17 protein-coding genes are annotated in these 16,571 nt (G+C 58.9%); 7 read left to right on the plus strand and 10 right to left on the minus strand.

The window, feature by feature from the left end; genetic code table 11:
• Positions 1 to 102 precede the first annotated feature (102 nt).
• Positions 103 to 1,002 (plus strand): LysR family transcriptional regulator, encoded by a 900-nt coding sequence (locus GDN47_RS11615; protein WP_113353699.1) that lies wholly within the window; start codon positions 103 to 105, stop codon positions 1,000 to 1,002.
• A 279-nt stretch (positions 1,003 to 1,281) separates the two neighbouring features.
• On the plus strand, positions 1,282 to 1,812 hold the full coding sequence (locus tag GDN47_RS11620) for a nucleotidyltransferase family protein (protein ID WP_308936546.1): 531 nt from the start codon (positions 1,282 to 1,284) through the stop codon (positions 1,810 to 1,812).
• A 39-nt stretch (positions 1,813 to 1,851) separates the two neighbouring features.
• Here GDN47_RS11620 and GDN47_RS11625 read toward each other — a convergent pair whose 3' ends face one another.
• Both GDN47_RS11625 and GDN47_RS11630 read right to left on the minus strand, forming a co-directional pair.
• Positions 1,852 to 2,769, minus strand: coding sequence for an ornithine cyclodeaminase family protein (locus GDN47_RS11625; RefSeq protein WP_152093392.1), 918 nt, complete (start codon positions 2,767 to 2,769; stop codon positions 1,852 to 1,854).
• A gap of 37 nt (positions 2,770 to 2,806) precedes the next feature.
• Positions 2,807 to 4,054 carry an argininosuccinate synthase gene (locus GDN47_RS11630; RefSeq protein WP_152093393.1) on the minus strand — a complete coding sequence of 416 codons (1,248 nt, stop codon included), beginning with the start codon at positions 4,052 to 4,054 and terminating at the stop codon, positions 2,807 to 2,809.
• A gap of 127 nt (positions 4,055 to 4,181) precedes the next feature.
• On the opposite strand from GDN47_RS11630, the gene GDN47_RS11635 reads away from it, so the two are divergent.
• The 4 genes from GDN47_RS11635 to GDN47_RS11650 all read left to right on the plus strand — a co-directional run bounded on the left by GDN47_RS11635 (position 4,182) and on the right by GDN47_RS11650 (position 7,826).
• A complete protein-coding gene (locus tag GDN47_RS11635; protein WP_152093394.1) occupies positions 4,182 to 4,652 on the plus strand; it encodes an Lrp/AsnC family transcriptional regulator in 471 nt (156 codons plus the stop codon).
• A gap of 129 nt (positions 4,653 to 4,781) precedes the next feature.
• Positions 4,782 to 5,531 (plus strand): nucleotidyltransferase domain-containing protein, encoded by a 750-nt coding sequence (locus GDN47_RS11640; RefSeq protein WP_152093395.1) that lies wholly within the window; start codon positions 4,782 to 4,784, stop codon positions 5,529 to 5,531.
• 122 nt (positions 5,532 to 5,653) lie between these two features.
• Positions 5,654 to 6,745 carry an LLM class flavin-dependent oxidoreductase gene (locus GDN47_RS11645; RefSeq protein WP_152093396.1) on the plus strand — a complete coding sequence of 364 codons (1,092 nt, stop codon included), beginning with the start codon at positions 5,654 to 5,656 and terminating at the stop codon, positions 6,743 to 6,745.
• 418 nt (positions 6,746 to 7,163) lie between these two features.
• Positions 7,164 to 7,826: a hypothetical protein gene (locus GDN47_RS11650; protein ID WP_152093397.1), complete on the plus strand. Its 663-nt coding sequence runs from the start codon at positions 7,164 to 7,166 to the stop codon at positions 7,824 to 7,826.
• Positions 7,827 to 7,996: 170 nt separating this feature from the next.
• Here the strand turns inward: GDN47_RS11650 and GDN47_RS11655 are convergent, their stop codons facing one another.
• From GDN47_RS11655 to GDN47_RS11690, 8 genes are all read right to left on the minus strand, one after another.
• Positions 7,997 to 8,836: a mechanosensitive ion channel family protein gene (locus GDN47_RS11655; RefSeq protein WP_113333303.1), complete on the minus strand. Its 840-nt coding sequence runs from the start codon at positions 8,834 to 8,836 to the stop codon at positions 7,997 to 7,999.
• Between the two features lie 120 nt (positions 8,837 to 8,956).
• Entirely contained in the window at positions 8,957 to 10,426 is a 1,470-nt protein-coding gene (locus GDN47_RS11660; protein ID WP_233789859.1) for a sensor domain-containing diguanylate cyclase, read from the minus strand.
• 221 nt (positions 10,427 to 10,647) lie between these two features.
• The gene (gene mntR, locus GDN47_RS11665) at positions 10,648 to 11,097 is read right to left on the minus strand and encodes a manganese-binding transcriptional regulator MntR (protein WP_069614474.1); all 450 of its coding nucleotides are present in this window, start codon (positions 11,095 to 11,097) and stop codon (positions 10,648 to 10,650) included.
• A 152-nt stretch (positions 11,098 to 11,249) separates the two neighbouring features.
• Positions 11,250 to 12,320 carry an LLM class flavin-dependent oxidoreductase gene (locus tag GDN47_RS11670; RefSeq protein WP_152093399.1) on the minus strand — a complete coding sequence of 357 codons (1,071 nt, stop codon included), beginning with the start codon at positions 12,318 to 12,320 and terminating at the stop codon, positions 11,250 to 11,252.
• An 88-nt stretch (positions 12,321 to 12,408) separates the two neighbouring features.
• On the minus strand, positions 12,409 to 13,263 hold the full coding sequence (locus GDN47_RS11675) for an ABC transporter permease subunit (RefSeq protein ID WP_152093400.1): 855 nt from the start codon (positions 13,261 to 13,263) through the stop codon (positions 12,409 to 12,411).
• A complete protein-coding gene (locus GDN47_RS11680; protein WP_152093401.1) occupies positions 13,260 to 14,048 on the minus strand; it encodes a taurine ABC transporter ATP-binding protein in 789 nt (262 codons plus the stop codon). The genes GDN47_RS11675 and GDN47_RS11680 overlap by 4 nt, the downstream gene beginning before the upstream one ends.
• Positions 14,049 to 14,103: 55 nt before the next feature.
• Positions 14,104 to 15,117: a taurine ABC transporter substrate-binding protein gene (gene tauA, locus GDN47_RS11685; RefSeq protein WP_152093402.1), complete on the minus strand. Its 1,014-nt coding sequence runs from the start codon at positions 15,115 to 15,117 to the stop codon at positions 14,104 to 14,106.
• A 270-nt stretch (positions 15,118 to 15,387) separates the two neighbouring features.
• On the minus strand, positions 15,388 to 15,741 hold the full coding sequence (locus GDN47_RS11690) for a hypothetical protein (RefSeq protein WP_113332394.1): 354 nt from the start codon (positions 15,739 to 15,741) through the stop codon (positions 15,388 to 15,390).
• Positions 15,742 to 15,882: 141 nt separating this feature from the next.
• On the opposite strand from GDN47_RS11690, the gene GDN47_RS11695 reads away from it, so the two are divergent.
• Positions 15,883 to 16,533, plus strand: coding sequence for a UdgX family uracil-DNA binding protein (locus tag GDN47_RS11695; RefSeq protein WP_113332393.1), 651 nt, complete (start codon positions 15,883 to 15,885; stop codon positions 16,531 to 16,533).
• The last annotated feature ends 38 nt before the right edge of the window (positions 16,534 to 16,571 follow it).

Genomic DNA, 16,571 nt, shown 5'->3' on the forward strand with positions numbered 1-16,571 from the left:
GCGATCTCTTCCTGAAAGGCTATGTCATTCCTATCCAGCAGAATATCTCTTGTTCAGCGGCCGATGTTGTGAGAGTGAATTCTAACTTGATGCGAAAATGGAATGACTATGCGCCGACGCCTCATCCCTGACATCGTCAATCTTCAAGCATTCGAATGCGCGGCGCGCCATCAGAATTTCTCGCGTGCCGCCGAAGAACTCAATCTGACGCAAAGCGCCGTCAGTCGCCAGATCAGCGATCTCGAGCAGCAGACGGGCCTGAAGCTGTTCGAGCGTGTCCGCCAACGCGTCGTGCTGTCCGAGGCCGGACTTCGGCTGTTGCCGGAGGTGAAGGATCTGCTCCTGCGTTCGGAGCGGCTGATGATCGGCGCCGTCGCCGCCGGCCAGATGAAATTATCTCTGAAGGTCGCGACCTTGCCGACCTTCGGCACACGCTGGCTGGTGCCGCGCCTCGGCCGATTTCTTGATAAACATCGCGATGTCGCCGTCACAGTGGAATCGCGCTCCAAGCCCTTCAATTTTGAGGAGGATAATTTCGATCTTGCCATTCACTACGGCCTGCCGGCATGGGCGGGAGCCGTCGCGACTTTTCTTTGCAACGAAACCGTGCTGCCCGTTGCCAGCCGCGAGCTTGCTGGGCGGCTGGGTCTGATCTCGCCGGACGAGTTGGCAGGAGCGCCACTGCTGCACCTGACGACGCGTCCGAAGCTCTGGGCGCAGTGGTTCGACCTGCAGGAGCTGCCGACGGAGAATGCCTATCCCGGCGCGCGCTTCGACCAGTTTTCCATGATCATCGCAGCCGCCATTGCGGGGCTCGGTGTGGCGCTCCTGCCGACCTATCTGATCGAGGACGAGCTCAAGGCCGGCACGCTTCTGCCGCTGTTTAATCTGCCGATGCCGACCGAGAACAGCTATTATGTGGTCATGCCGGAAAAGAAGCAGACGAACGAGACGGCGACATTGTTCCAGGACTGGCTGTTGAGCGAGGTGACGCCGCAATGATGCCGGAATGATCCTCCGAAATTAATCTGCATGGACCACAAGTGCCTATCGCTCTTTTGAGTTCGCATGGCGAACCGGGCCACCTGCTACGGCTTGCAAATGACAGCGCATGCAGACAGCGCTGATACGCTAGCCTTGTCTACATTCGAGGCCGAGAATCGTGCTTAAATACAGGGAGGCAAGGCCATACACCATGGCCGCAAGGTCGTTTCCGGTCGGGTGGGGGCAATGACGACAAGCGAACAGACGGAACTAGAGGATATAGTCTTCAGAAGTCCATTGCTCATCTCGCTTCTCCGGCGCTGGGATGAGATTGCGCTGCCAGATTGCTGGCTGGTGGCGGGAGCCATTGCCCAGACCGTTTGGAATCATGCCTTCGGGCTGCCCCTGTCTCATGGGATCAATGACCTCGACATCGTTTATTTCGATGCCGATGATCTCTCTGAACAAGCGGAGGCCAGTCATGCCGCACGGGTCCGCGCGATGTTTCCCGATTTGCCGGTCTGGATCGATGTGAAGAACGAAGCCCGGGTTCATTGCTGGTACGAAGCGAAGTTCGGATACCCGATCCCGCCTTACAAATCGACCCTAGACGCCATCACCACTTTTCCGACCACGGCAACCGCCGTGGGATTGCGCTCCAATAGTCACCGTTGTCTGGATTATTGTGCTCCGTTCGGTCTTTCCGATCTGCTGAATGGCGTCGTCCGCCCCAATAAGAAGCAGATCACGCAGGCCATCTACGAGCAGAAAGTCAATCGCTGGATTGCAGTCTGGCCGAGGCTGACGGTCGTGGGCTGGGACGGCTGAGGCGTATCGAGGCTCAGCCACGCGAGTTCCGAGCGAATGTCAGATCATGTCGAATATGGCCGATGCTACGACGACTTCCGTGCCCGCGAGGCCGACCGAACAGAAGAGCGTGGTGTCGAGAGGAGATGTTCTGCCGGCCACATGACCGGCGACTATGGCTGCAAGGTCGAGCATTCGCTCGTCGTGTATGGTTCCGGAAAGGAAAAATGGGGACGCATAGGCGCGCGTTTGCTCCGGAGAATCCGTGGCGATGATGCTGGCCATGTTCGCGACGTCCAGGCCGAGTTCATGTCCCTTGAGCGTCTTTGGGCCGATCGTATTGATGTGGACGCCGGCTTTTAAATCCGAAGCATCGATCACCGGCATGTCGCTGCTCGTTGCGCATAACACGATATCGGCATCGGCCACCGCTTCTGCGGCACTTGAAACCGGTTTAACGGCAATGCCGAGTTGCAATTGCATCTCCTCAGCGAAGGCGGCGCAGTTTCTTGGGTTTCGGCTAAAGACGCGGGCAGAGCCTATGTCGCGAACGGCGGCAGCGGCAATGAGCTGCGTTCGCGCCTGCGCACCGCTACCAATGATGCCGACCGTGCGGGCGGTCGCAGCGCTGAGGTGACGGATGGCTATGCCTCCTATTGCCCCTGTCCTGATCTGGCCGAGCCGTTCGCCCAGGATGATCCCTTGAAGTTCTGCGGTGTCAGCACGCCAAACAGCGACCACTTGTGAATGCTGCCCGCCGGTAAAAGTCTCGTAGGCGCGAAAGCCGGCAAGCGGCCGTTCGCCATCGATGCCGCCGACGGTAAACACGATGTCTCCACGATCGGGAAAGGAGACGTGATGGCGGGGTGGGGACACCAGCTTGCCGGCGGCCTTGGCCCGGAAGGCTGCTTCCAAGGCATCGATTGCCCGACGCATGACTGCGGCAGGACATAAATCCTCGTCTTTCAATATCTTCATTGCGGATGGACCTCGTTAAGACAGCCATTCTGCAACCTCAAGCGCAGTCGAGGTCAATAGCAGGCGCAGCCATCCTGGCGTTTCGCATTGCCCAGCTCTTCAGGCGCAAGCCATTGAGTTTGATGAAGCCCTCGGCGTCATGGTGGTCGTACGCTCCGGAGCTTTCCTCGAAGGTGACGAGGTCGGTCGAGTAGAGCGAGGCTGGCGAGGCGCGCGCGATCACGCTGGCTGAGCCCTTGTAGAGCCTGAGCGTCACTTCGCCGCTGACATGGATTTGGCTCCGATCGATCAATGCCTGCAGCATTTCCCGCTCGGGCGAATACCAAAAGCCATTATAGATCAGCGCGGCGTAGCGGGGCATGATCTCGTCCTTCAAATGTGCAGCGGCGCGGTCGAGCGTGATGGATTCGATCCCGCGATGGGCGGCGAACAGGATCGTGCCACCCGGAGTTTCGTAAACGCCGCGCGACTTCATCCCGACGAAGCGGTTCTCGACGAGATCGATCCCGCCGATCCCATGCCTGCCGCCCAATTCGTTGAGCTTTGTCAGCAGTGCCGCTGGTGCCATTGCTTCGCCGTTCACGGAGACCGCATCGCCCTTTTCAAAGCCGATGACGACGATTTCCGGCTCGTTTGGTGCCTCCAGAGGATCGACGGTGCGCTGATAGATATAGGATGGCGCGATTTCAGCCGGGTCTTCCAGGACCTTGCCTTCGGTGGAGGTGTGCAGGAGATTCGCGTCGGTCGAAAAGGGAGCCTCGCCGCGCTTATCCTTCGGCACAGGAATTTGATGCGCTTCGGCATATTCGATCAGCTGAGTGCGCGATTGGAAGGCCCACTCGCGCCATGGCGCGATGATCTTGATCGATGGATCGAGCGCATTGGCCGCCAGTTCGAAACGCACCTGATCATTGCCCTTGCCTGTGGAGCCGTGGGCAATGGCATCGGCACCCACCTCGCGTGCGATATTGATGAGATGCTTGGCGATCAGGGGGCGGGCGATGGAGGAGCCGAGGAGATATTGCCCCTCATAAAGCGCGTTTGCCCGGAACATCGGGAAAACGAAATCCCGAACGAATTCCTCGCGGACATCCTCGATCCTGATATCTGTCGCGCCCAATTGCTCGGCCTTTCGGCGGGCGGGCTCAAGCTCCTCGCCCTGGCCAAGGTTGGCGGTAAAGGTCACGACTTCGCAGCCGTAGGTTTGCTGCAGCCATTTCAGGATGATGGATGTGTCCAGTCCTCCCGAATAGGCGAGCACGACTTTCTTGAGCTTTTTCGACATCGGCTTCCGTCTCCATGTTGACGGCTGGAACGATAGGCCAATCCTCGCGCAATGAGCTTGCGAAGAGTTCAATAATACGAGAGAATTTGGCATATTATGCCACTCAATCGGCAGTAGGAGCTATGTTGTGTCAACGACTTTGGACGAGATCGACCGGCGTATCCTCAGGGTGCTGCAGCGCGACGGACGCATTTCCAATGTGGACCTCGCGAGGGAAGTGGGGCTCTCGCCGTCACCCTGTCTTCGCCGCGTGCGATTGCTGGAGGATGCAGGCATCATCGATCGCTATGTGGCCGTTCTCGACCCGGCAAAGGTGGGTGCGGGCCTCACCGTGTTCGCCCGCGTCTGGTTCAAGACGCAGGATGCGCAAGTCACCCTCCAATTTGCGGAGGCGGTCAGGCGGTTTCCTGAAGTCATGGAATGTTATCTGACGACGGGCGAATGCGATGCCGTCCTGCGCATCGTCACGACTGATCTGCACAGCTATTGGCGGTTTCAGGCTGACCACTTGACGCGCATCCCGAGCGTATTGAACGTCAAGACCGATGTGCCAATGGAAACGCTGAAGCGAAGCTTTGAGCTGCCCTTGGTCTCGTAGCATTGCAGCTAGCTGTCGGCCCATTATGGCGGCGGCGAAGTGCCGTTCAGCGTGCGTAGCCGGTTCCTGTCTGCTCGCACCCTGGCGGGCATATCGAACCCGCAAGACAATTGATGTTTGGAGAGCGAAATGAGCATATTCGAAACGGCGATGCAGGCGACACGCCCGGTTCTCGCCAGCCGTTTTCGGGGCTATTCCTTTGCCTTTGTCTCAGGGTCGATCATACGAGGCGAAGGAAGAAAGGGCTCGGACATTGATCTGGTCGTGGTCTTTGATCAGCTCGAAACCGCTTGGCGCGAGACCTTTATCGAGGGCGACTTTCCGTTCGAAGCGTTTGTTCACGACCCGGAGACGCTCAGCTGGTTTTTCGAGAGCGATATTGTGCGTGGCTATCCCGTTATTATTCATATGGTTGCGACAGGCCAGATCCTCGGGCCAAATCCTGACAAGGGGCAGGTCTGGAAGGACTATGCTATCGGCATCCTCCATAACGGCCCACCGAAGCTGGAAGGTGAGAAGCTGAATGCTTTGAAATATCAGATCACCGACCTTCTCGATGATCTGCGTGGGGAGCGGGCGGCCCCGGAGGTAGGCGCGATTGCCGCGCAACTCTATCAGCCTTTGGCCGACCTTATGCTGCTGGGACGAGGAAGATGGTCGGGTAGGGGCAAATGGATTCCCCGCCTGCTTCGAGAGATGGATCGGGACCTGGCCGATAGGTTCGACGATGTCTTCGGGCGTGCTTCAGCCGGAGAGGTGGAGGCATTGTGCGGTCTCACACATAGCGAACTGGATCGGCATGGCGGCCCGTTTTTCGCAGGTGACAAGCGAATCGCGTCGCAACAGGCGAGACGCAAGAGCCTTGTGCCGCGCGGTTGATCGTTATGCTCTGATCGAAAAATTTCAAGCTTGAAATTCTTCATGGCAACGCTAACACATTCCTATCGGGTCGCTGCGGATTTTGCAGGATAGACGCGAGGTGAACTCGGGAGGAAGCCACCATGAAGACCCATCCGCTGAAGGGGCCGAACAGGCTGAAGCTCGGTGTTTTCTCGACCAACGCGGATGGTGGGCTTGCCATCACCGACGTGCCGGAGCGCTGGACGGCAGGATGGCAGGATAATCTGACCGCAGCACAGATCGCCGACCGGGCGGGGCTCGAATTCTTTCTGCCGATTGCCCGCTGGCGCGGTTTCGGCGGCAAGAACCGCGTTCGCGAATGGTCGTTCGAGACCTTCACCTGGGCTGCTGCGCTCTCGGCCGCGACCGAGCAGATCGGCCTTTTCATGACGGTGCACGTGCCGCTCGTCCATCCCCTTTATGCTGCCAAGTCGCTTGCGACCGTCGATCATATCAGCCAAGGGCGCGCGGGGCTGAACATTGTCTGCGGCTGGAACCCGAAGGAATTCGGCATGTTCGGCGTGCCGCTGGTCGAAAAGGGCTACGACCAGGCCGCTGAATGGCTCGAAATTGTCGAAAGGCTCTATGCCACTGATGAGCCCATCGATTATGCCGGCACCTACTACAATCTGAAAGAGGCTGTCAGCCGCCCTGCTAGCCTGCAGGCGCCACGGCCGGTGACGATGAATGCGGCCTTCGGCGGCCCCGGCCGAGACTTTGCCGCGGCGCATTGCGACTATCTCTTCACCACCTTCACCGATATCGGTGACGCCGGAAAGCATGTTATTGATATCGCTGCACGGGCGGAAGGTAAAGGCAGGCAGGTCGGCGTTTATACGGTTTGTCACGTCGTCTGCCGCGAGACACAGACGGAGGCAGACGACTATTACACCCGTTATGCCGTGACTATGGCCGATCAGGCTGCCGTCGATCAACACATGGCCGGCAAGAAGGAGTTCTCGCAGTCCCATGATCGCGAGTCCTATGACCGTTACCGTCAGCGCTTTGCCGGTGGAGCAGGCAGCTATCCGCTGATCGGCACGCCGCAGCGCATTGCCGAAGAGATGATCGCCATTGCCGAGCAAGGCTATGCCGGCATAGCCTTGTCCTTCGTCAACTATACGCAGGAACTGCCCTATTTCTGCGATCGAGTGCTTCCGATTCTGACGAAGGCTGGGCTCCGGGCGGGGTGAACCATCGGTTCGGTGCTTCGCGCCGCGGCCGCTCGCGAGAATGTGATCATCCTTCAATGATGACTTGGCTATCCGGCAAGGGCTGATTTTCCAGGTCATTCGCGGTGATGTCGCTTTCATGCTGCGGCGTCGCAGGTGCGACATGTGTGCAACGCAGCAAAAAACGTGACGTCAAGGGGTTTACAAGCGTGGCCCTGGATGGGATTCTTTTAGACGAAGGGTGCTGCTTGATTGGAAGTGGCGTCATTCCCTTCAACCGGATGCCGCTAGTCTTGGCTCCGATGTGCCGCAATTTTGCCGGCGCTTAACCGAACAAAATCAATCTGAAGCCGGAATGCGGGTGTTTCCGTGCCCGGCTGTTGCCTTGGTGCGCCCTGAAAATTACGAGGTCGGGGGCATAGAGAATGCGGGCTTTAACATGGGCTTCAAGTCAAAACGCGTCCTTCGCGGCGTTCTTGGTCTTCTTGCGAGTGTCAGCTTGCCGCAGGTGACCAAAGCCAGCGATCTGATGATCTGGTCGCCGGTCAAGGTCGCACCGAGAACATACAAGACCACTCTCGGTTTCCGGCTGCCGATGGCCTGGGATGTCAGCGCTGGCATGGATCTCGGACTTGGCAGCGCGGCCACCGGCGCCATCCTGCGCAGCAGCAGCCTGGCAACCCTATGGGGTACGGCAATCGACGATCACAAGCGCTTTTCGACCGCATGGCGCCGAGAGGTGTCATTGAGGGTCGACGCGCTCAACAGCACCGGAACGCTTTGCCTCGAACGCTCGCGGAGCTGGACGGTGTCGGAAAACCTGGACATGAGCACTTCGAGGTCGCTGAACGTAAATTATGCGGGCACGCGGAATGCGGCAAACTCCATTACCGCGACACAAGCCGTGACCGTTGCGGTTCCGTGGACGGGGACGTCTCTATCTGCGATCGGCAATCTGAAGGACGTCGGCAGCGTCTTTTCCAGCACGGTCTCGTTTCGGCAGCCTTTGGCGCCGAACCTCAATTTCTCGGCCTCCTTCGCCGATCCGCAGACTTTGACGCCGGCTGGCAATGTGCGGCTGGACTACCGTATCAAATGGTAGATTCACGGGTTTCTAATTCGGCCCTTTCCTATCGCGGCAGGGAACAAATGCCTCTCGCGGAAGTTTAGAACGGGCAGGACATCGATCTTGCTCGAGGTGTCATGACCTCGCGAAGCCTGCCGCTGGTTCGACTCCCTGCCGGCGGCAGGCTTAGCGTTCGAGCAGTAACCTCAGTCGGCAGGCCCTGTCGCCTCCGTTGGTGATTTGATCGTTATGTCGGGCTCGGCAAGCCTGGCCTTGAGCTTCGAGACCACATCGTGCCGGACATCGGACCACGACGTGGTGATTGCCCAATATTCGATGTTGAGCACGGCTTGATCGACGGCCAATTCGTCGAGAAAAACCTTCGGTGCCGGTGTGGTCTTGATGCGTTGATCCGCTTTCAGGATGTCGAGGATCGTTTTGCGGGCAAGATCGATGTCAATTTTCTCACCCATGGCAACGGACAATTGCTGGCGGCGGTCCGGCTCGCGGCTGTGGTTGATAATGGGCGTGTTCCAGAGCGTCGAGTTCGGTGCCATCAGATAGAGGCCGTCCGCCGTCCTCATCTCCGTGGCGAAGAGCCCGATTTCCTTGATGTAGCCTTTGACGTTCGTCGCCTCGATATATTCGCCGACCCGGAATGGCCGCAGGATCAGCAGCATGATGCCGGCGGCGATATTTTGAAGCGTGCCTTGCAATGCCAGGCCGATCGCCAGGCCGGCAGCACCGAGAGCGGCGATGATGGAGGCGGTCTGAACGCCGAACTGGCCAAGGACGGTGATGAAGACAAGGATGAGCAAGCTGTAGTGCAGGACATTCTGGAAGAAGCTCGCGAGCGTTTCATCTATGCCGCGAATGCGCGAGATGACGCGGTAGGCCGAGCGGCTGATAATGCCCGCAAGAAGCCAGCCACCGATCAGAAGAATGATCGCGCCGAGAAGCGAAAATCCATATTGAACCGCGAGCGCCGAGGCCTGGTCGAGTGCCGTGCGAGTGGCGACGACGATATTGGTCGTTTGATCGTCCATGTCAAAACTCCATCTTTCCCAGAGAGCCAAATGAGAAGTCGCGTTTTTGTTCCTGGCAACCGGGCGTATGAAACCCAACGGTTTCAATGGATTATGCGGGTCGGTCTCTATGCGGGAGCGTCAGGCGCCGTGCTTTGCCTGATGCGGACCAATGGTGGCAGCTGCGGTGTAGTGAGCCTTCTTCTGCTCGTACATGCCGAGATCCGCGCGCTTGATCATGGCTTCCATGGTTTCGCCGGGCAGGCTCGTGGCAATGCCGATGGAGACGCTGAGCGGCGCGCTGGAATAGAACTGGTTGTTGATCTTCAGCAGTTCGTTGATCGTCTCGACCATCGCGGCAGCCGCGATTTCATCAGCGCCCGGCATGAGAACTGCAAATTCGTCGCCGCCGATGCGGGCGGCGTGGTTCGGCAGGGAGACGACGCTGTTCAGCACCTCGCCCATACGGCGCAGCAGAGCATCGCCAGCATCGTGGCCGCTCTCGTCATTGGACTCCTTGAGTCCGTTCAGATCGAGAATGATGGCCGATACTGGCCGAAGCGATTTGCGCTCCAGCCTGTTGAGCTCCTCCATATAGAAGGCGCGGTTGAAAAGCCGGGTGAGCACATCGTGCTTGCCGAGATATTCGAGATAGGCTTCCGCCTTCTTGCGCGCGGTAATGTCGGTGAGTGCCACCTGCACCAGCGACCAGTCTTCCTCGTAACCGGGAAAAACCGAAAACTGCAGGAGGACGTGACGCTCCGATCCGTCGAGCGCATAGTTCAGCACTTCACGCTGATGGAAGAGGCGACCGTTCCACAACTCCACCAATTGCCCGCGAAAATGCTTCTCCATATCATCGCGGAACACTTCGCCGATCCGCTGATGCAGGGTCTGGCGGTCCGGTGCGCAGAATAGATCGAGCGTTGCCTGATTGACGTCGAGCACGCTGATCTCACTCATGCATTGCTGGACGAACTCCGGATGCACGTCGAGAAATACCTGAAAGTCGACGATGCCTCGGTGGCGGATATCATCGAGCAGGATCTTGATGCGGCTAAAATCCTCGACCCACAGGGAAACCGGCGAATGCTCGAACATGCCCTCGGCATAGCGGCGCTGCCGCTCTTCCTGCCGTCTCGCCTCCTCGCGGGCCGTCACGTCTTCCGTCGTCAGCAGCAGCCGGCTCCACGAGGTCTCGTGGCCCGGCAGGATGACGCCGCGTAGCTGGATGTCGAGCCTTTTGCCGCCGAGGGAATAGTTGATTGCGGTGCCGGAAAACTCGGTCTTGCCTTCCCAGAGCGCCACCAGCTCATTCACATGGCTTTGCAGCATCTCGTCGCGAAAGACCCGCGGAAGGCTTTCGACGAGCGTCTCGAAGGATGGCGCCTCGAAGAGCTCCAGCGTCCTGGTATTGACGGCAAGAAGCTTGATCCTTTGCGAGCAGGATGCGACGCGCTGCACGTCGGCCAACAGATAGGAACGCAGGTCCGTCACGCCCTCCGCACGCCAGACCTCGAACTGCTCCTTGACGCCGCTGAAATCCTCCAGCCACATGGCGACGGGGGCAAGGTCGAAAACGGTGCTGCTGAAGTCCTGGGCGTTCATCATGATTCCCTGCGCCGGCAGTAAAAGTCGGTATGCGAAATAAAAGGCCGGCAGTTCGCCAAGTTCTGCTTAGCGAGCATTGGTAAACCTTGTGTTGATATCAGGTAGCGGGTCAAGCCGGACAATCACTGTCCGCTTCTTTTCAACTCATTCTTGTCAAAACTGTGCCCTAAATGGCTCTCTGGCGCGATTGCTATCGGATTGATCCGATGTATTGGGGGCAGTCATGTCTTCAAAAAACGCTCGAAGGCTTCGAGGGTCTTTTCGCTGACATGGTGTTCGATGCCCTCGGCATCATTCCTTGCCGTATCAGGATCGACGCCGAGGCGGCAAAGAACGGCCTCGACGATCTCATGGCGCCGGCGGGTTGCCACCGCCAGGCGGTGCCCTTCTTCAGTCAGGAACACGCCACGATAGGGGCGCTGCGTGATCAAGTTTTCCTCGGCGAGCCGCTTGAGCATTTTTGCAACCGTCGGCTGCGTTACTCCCAGTCTTTGCGCAATATCGGTCTGGCGCGCTTCGCCAGCATGCTCTATCAGATCGGCGATGAGCTCGACGTAATCCTCCATCAATTCAGTACGTCGATCGTCGCGGCTTTTCTGAAAGGCCTCGGCATGCGTCTCGATCTCGGTCGAAGAAAGACGGCTTTCCGGGGCGGCAGGCAATTTCGTCAAGGCGGCTCATCTCCCTCTTGATTAAGAGTCGTGTAATGATGTTTAGCCTCGACTATAAATAATTCAAAGACGTTATGAAACCCCGGCGACCGATCCCGGCCAGCCGTGAAATCGAAATTCCCGTGTCTCAATTGGCTCGTCGCGCCACGCCTTCAGGCGCGCAACAGCGGCAGCAGTTGCTCACCTTGCCGCTTTATTTCCGAGAGGTATGGTGTGTCCGAAAGAACGAAATGCGTAATGCCGAGGTCGCGATACTTGCGCAGGGAGCGGGCGACATCCTCTGGCGAGCCGACCAGCCAGGTTGTGCCGGCGCCACCGCCGCCGAACCTGCCCGGCGCGGTATAGAGATTGTCGTCAAGCACGTCGCCGCGCGCGGCGAGATCGAACAGCCGTTTCTGGCCCACTGCGATCGATTGCCGGTGATCATTCCAGCCGACACCCTTATTCTCAGCCATCTCCGCGACTTTCGCCTCGGCGTCGGTCCAGGCCTGCTCCGTCGTGTCGCGCACCAGCGTCGTAATGCGCAGCCCGAATTCCAGTGGCGGCAGATCGCGATCAAGGTCTCTGCTTAATGCCTTAAGCCGGCTTATTCGCTCAGCAATGTCGGCGAGTGGCTCGCCCCAGAAAAGCTGAACATCTGCCTCCGTGGCGGAAACGCGTTCTGCAGCATCCGAAGCGCCGCCGAAATAGAGCCTGGGATGCAGACGTTCACCGCGCGGCTTGATGCGCGGCGCAGCCGTGGATTCGCTGACGCGAAAGTGTTCTCCCTCATAGGTGACATTCTCTTCGGTCCAGAGCCTGCGGCTGAGCCGCATGAATTCCTTGGTGCGGCCATAGCGGTGCGCTTGATCGCCCTCGCTGTCGCCATAGGCGGCAAGATTGTCCTTGCCGGAAACGATGTTGATGCGCACCCGGCCGCCGCTCAGCTGATCCAGCGTGGCAGCAGCGGAAGCGAAGTGCGCTGGGCGCCAGTAGCCGGGGCGGATTGCAATGAGCGGCTCGAAGCTGGTGGTGCGCGCCGCAAGTGCGGCCGCGACGGTGAAAGTGTCGGGTCGGCCCCAGCCGGTGCCGATCAATGCGCCCTTCCAGCCGTGATCCTCCAATGCCTTGGCATGGCTCGTGAGCGTTTCCAGGCTGTTGTGGTTCTCGACGGCGGAATCGCCGCGGTGACCCGGCTTGACGTCGTTCGGGATGTACCAGAGAAATTCGCTGTTATCGCTCATGCCTGCGCCTGTCGGTCTCTCTGAATTGATTGATACGGGATTTGTGGCGAGGAGAGCCGTGGTGATCCTCGGCTCATCTCCCTTGAGTCTAAAGCTTGCCCTTCCACGGGACGAGCACGGCTTCAAGAATGCGGACGGCGGTCGAGAAGGCAAAGGCGCAGACCGCAATGATGCCGATGCCGACGAAGACGACGTCGGTGGCAAGGAACTGCGACGCCGACATGATCATGAAGCCGATGCCGCGGGTCGAAGCGATGAGTTCGGCCGCCACCAGCGTTCCCCAGCCAATGCCGAGGGCGATCCGGATGCCCGTCAGGATTTCCGGCAGCGCCGAAGGCAGGACGACGTTGAAGAAAAGCTGCAGCCGGTTCGCGCCGAGGGACCGTGCGGCATTGACCCGCTCCAGCGGCAGCGAACGCACGCCGGCTTGGGCGGACAGGCAGATCGGCGCGAACATGGCGAGCACGAGAAGGGTGATCTTCGAGGTCTCGCCGATCCCAAGCCATATGATCATCAGCGGCAGATAGGAAAGGGGCGGCAGCGGCCAATAGAATTCGATCGACGTATCGAGAATTCCCTTTGCCCAGCGGTTGAGCCCCATCAGCAGACCGACAGGAATGCCGACCCCGATCGCGATGGCTGCGGCGACGACGATGCGGAACAGGCTTGCCAATACATGTTCGGAAAGTGAAGCGCCGGCATAACCATCGCGGTAGACGACGCCGATCTGCGTCAGCACTTCATCGGGGCGAGGCAGGAAGAGGTGTGACACCAGACCGAGCTTTGCGACGAGCCACCACAATGCGAGGCAGACGATCGCAGTCGCGATGCTGATGGCGATGGTGGGTTTCTCGCCAACGCCGAAACTCGGGACGCGAACCAGCTTCGGTTGCGCTTCCCTTTGAGGAACGGTAATCGGGCGCGTTTCGATGATGTCACTCATGCCACGCTCCTGATGTTCTCGGCGCTGTGGAGAATAGCGCGAATTTCTTCCCGAAGGCTGCTGAATTCAGGCGACGAGATGATCGCCTTCGTATCGCCGCTGGCGGCAAAGCGATGTACGAAATCGAGTTCGAAACGCGCAACGACACGCCCGGGCCTCGGAGACATGACGAGAACCTCGGTTCCGAGAAAAAGCGCCTCCTCGATCGAATGGGTGATGAAGAAGATGCGCTTGTCGGTTCTAGCCCAGACGGAAACCAGCAGCTCCTGCATCTGCTCGCGCGTCAGGCTGTCGAGAGCGCCGAATGGTTCGTCCATCAGCAGGATATCGGGATCGGTGGCAAGTGCCCGGGCAATGCCGACGCGCTGGCGCATGCCGCCCGACAACTCATAGGGCAGAGCATTGGCAAAGTCGGTCAAACCGACAAGCCGTAGCAGTTCCGATGCGCGATCCCGGCGTTCCCGTTTACCCAGTCCGGCAAATTGCAGGCCGAGAGCCACATTGTCGATCACGGATTTCCATGGCAGCAGCGAATCCTTCTGGAAGACGACGCCGCGATCGGCGCCGGGACCGGAAACAGGCCTGCCGTCGAGCGTGATCTTTCCCTCTGAAAGCGGCAGGAAACCGGCGATCGCATTGAGCAGGGTGGATTTGCCGCAACCGGATGCGCCGAGTGCGACCACGATGCCGCGTTCGGGAATGTCGAAGGAAACGCGGTCAAGCGCGTGAACGGTTCTGCCGTCACGCGCTGCAAAGAAGACGCTTGCATGGTCGACTTGAAGCATGGGCTCTCTCGATATTGCGACGCCGGCGCGACAAGCGCGCCGACGCCAGGGAGGATCAGTTGCTTGCGCTGACGAGCGCGTCGGCGGTGACGAATGCGCCGTAATTCGGCAGGACTTCGGAGACTTTCCCCTGGCTCTTCAGGAAGGCTGCCGTGTCCTTGAGGATTTTTGCCGCGCCGGACTGATCGCCGCCACCGAGCCAGGCGGCCGATGCCTGCACGTCGGGTGTCAGCAGAGTAAGGTTCTTGAGCGCTGCCGCCTGCTGCTCTGCCGTGCCGCCCAGAAGCTTGGCGAGCGCCTTGGCGTTGTCGCTGTTCGGTCCCCAGGCGGCCTTGTCGGCGGCGAACGAGGCGTAGTATTTGTTGATCACCGAGGCATAGGCTTTCAGGAATTGCGGATTGTCTGCTGCGAATTTCGAGGTTGCGACCCAGGCGGAAAATGTTGGAGCGCCCTTGTCGGCGACGTCCTTGGATGTCACCAGCACCTTGCCGTTCTTCTTCAGTTCGGTGAGTGCCGGGTCCCAGACGAAGCCGCCGTCGATATCACCGCGATTGTAGCTTGCGACGATTTCAGGCTGCGGGACAGCAAAGACCTGTACGTCCTTTTCGCTCAGGCCAAGGGACTTGATCAGGGCGAGCAGCTGATAATGGTCAGTGGAAACGGGTGCCGCCGCGAGCTTCTTGCCCTTCAGATCGGCGAGTGTGTTGATGCCGGAGCCATTGCGCACCACCAGAGCTTCATCGACGCCCGAGATGGACGAGAGGTAAAAGGCCTTCACCTCGAGGCCGCGTGAAGCAGCAGCGGCAAACGGGCTCGAGCCGACATAACCGATTTGGACATCGCCGGATGCGATGGCGGCGAAGATCTCTGCTCCCGAATTGAACTTGCGGAAGTCGATCTCATAGCCCGTCTCCTTTGCGAAATCGCCATTGGCGATCGCGACAGAGGAGGGAAGGGCATCCGTCTGATAGGCGACGACGACCTTCTTGTCGGCAGCGGCTGCGCCGGCCGCCATGGAAATGCTGGCGAGACCCAAGACGGCCGCAGCGATCAGTGTGTTGAATTTCATGACTAGTCCCCTTGGCCGGATCAGATTTTCCGGCGGTTCCCTGAATGGAATGCACAGAGCCTAGCGAAATCGGGGGCAGGATCGATAGAAATAGCAAACTATTTTTATAGACTATAATAGGAATTGTTTGTCTAAATGGACGAAGACGACAAGGCTAGTATCTTTCCGCCGGAGCGAAGCCGACATGGATATCGACGCTCAGGAACGCGCCAAAATCCTGAACTCTGCTCGAGAGCGGTCATTCCCATAGCAAAGCGAAAGCCTGCCGGCCTAACTGGTGCTTTCGCGCTCGTTGAGATCGATCTGGCCTTTTTCCGCCAGGATCGGCAGGGCGATATTATGCTGCGCCTCATTCATTTCCTGCACCGTGACGAGCGTTCCTCCTCGTTCGAGGGCGGCTGCATAGGCGGCACGTTGCTCCTCGTGAAAGAAGATGCCCGTCAACGCATCCAGAAAGCCCATGTGATCGGTCGGTGAGGTATCTGGCCGGTTGCCCGGTGTCATGGTGATCGCGTCCTTCGGGATACCGGCTTCCATCAACGCCTGGGCTGCAGCTTCCGCGTCATATTCGTCGTCGAAGAATGCGGTTAATGCAAAGGAGCCGGTTTTACGTTCGCTATTCATGGCGGGTTCTCCGTTCTCGTGGTCTCATTGTCTTAACGAGCACCATGGGAGGGGGTTCCCACGTGATGAGCATCCCGCATGGAACAAACAGAAGGACGATTAGTTGATCGTCATAGAATCTGGAACCATAGCGAGCCCCCAATGCTCGATAGATTTCCTTCGGCCGGCGCAGGCCCGTCGCTCAGCTATGAGCATGCCGATGCAGAGACACTTGATGAGCTGCATGAGGATGCTCGATCCTGCACACGCTGCGATCTCTATCGCAACGCCACTCATCTCGTGTTCGGCGAAGGGCCGGCCCAGGCCGACATCGTGCTGGTCGGTGAACAGCCGGGCGACAAGGAGGATGTGGCCGGCCGGCCTTTTGTCGGACCGGCCGGCCGGCTTCTTGATGAATGCCTTGAGGAAGCGGGCGTGGATCGGGACCGTTGTTATGTCACCAACGCCGTGAAGCATTTCAAATATCAGATGCGCGGCAAGAAACGACTGCATGCCAGGCCCAATGCCGGCGAGGTGCAGCGCTGTGCCTGGTGGCTGGGAGCAGAACTCGAATTGCTAAAGCCGAAGCTGGTCGTCGCACTTGGGGCGACGGCTGTATCCTCGCTACTCGGCTCGAAAGTCAGGGTCATGCGCGACCGCGGCCAGATCCTGCATCCGTCGGGAAAACTCGATGTCCTGGTGACCATTCATCCCTCGGCGCTTCTGCGGATCAGGGAGGCGGATGAGAGGGAAAAGAACAAGCTCACCTTCATTCGGGATCTCAAAAAGATCCGGAGTTTTGTGCGGCACTGACCATTTTCTCCAGACACAACCCGCAGAACAGCAAGCAA

Source organism: Martinezella dioscoreae, from assembly GCF_009176305.1.
Taxonomy (GTDB): Bacteria; Pseudomonadota; Alphaproteobacteria; order Rhizobiales; family Rhizobiaceae; genus Rhizobium; species Rhizobium dioscoreae.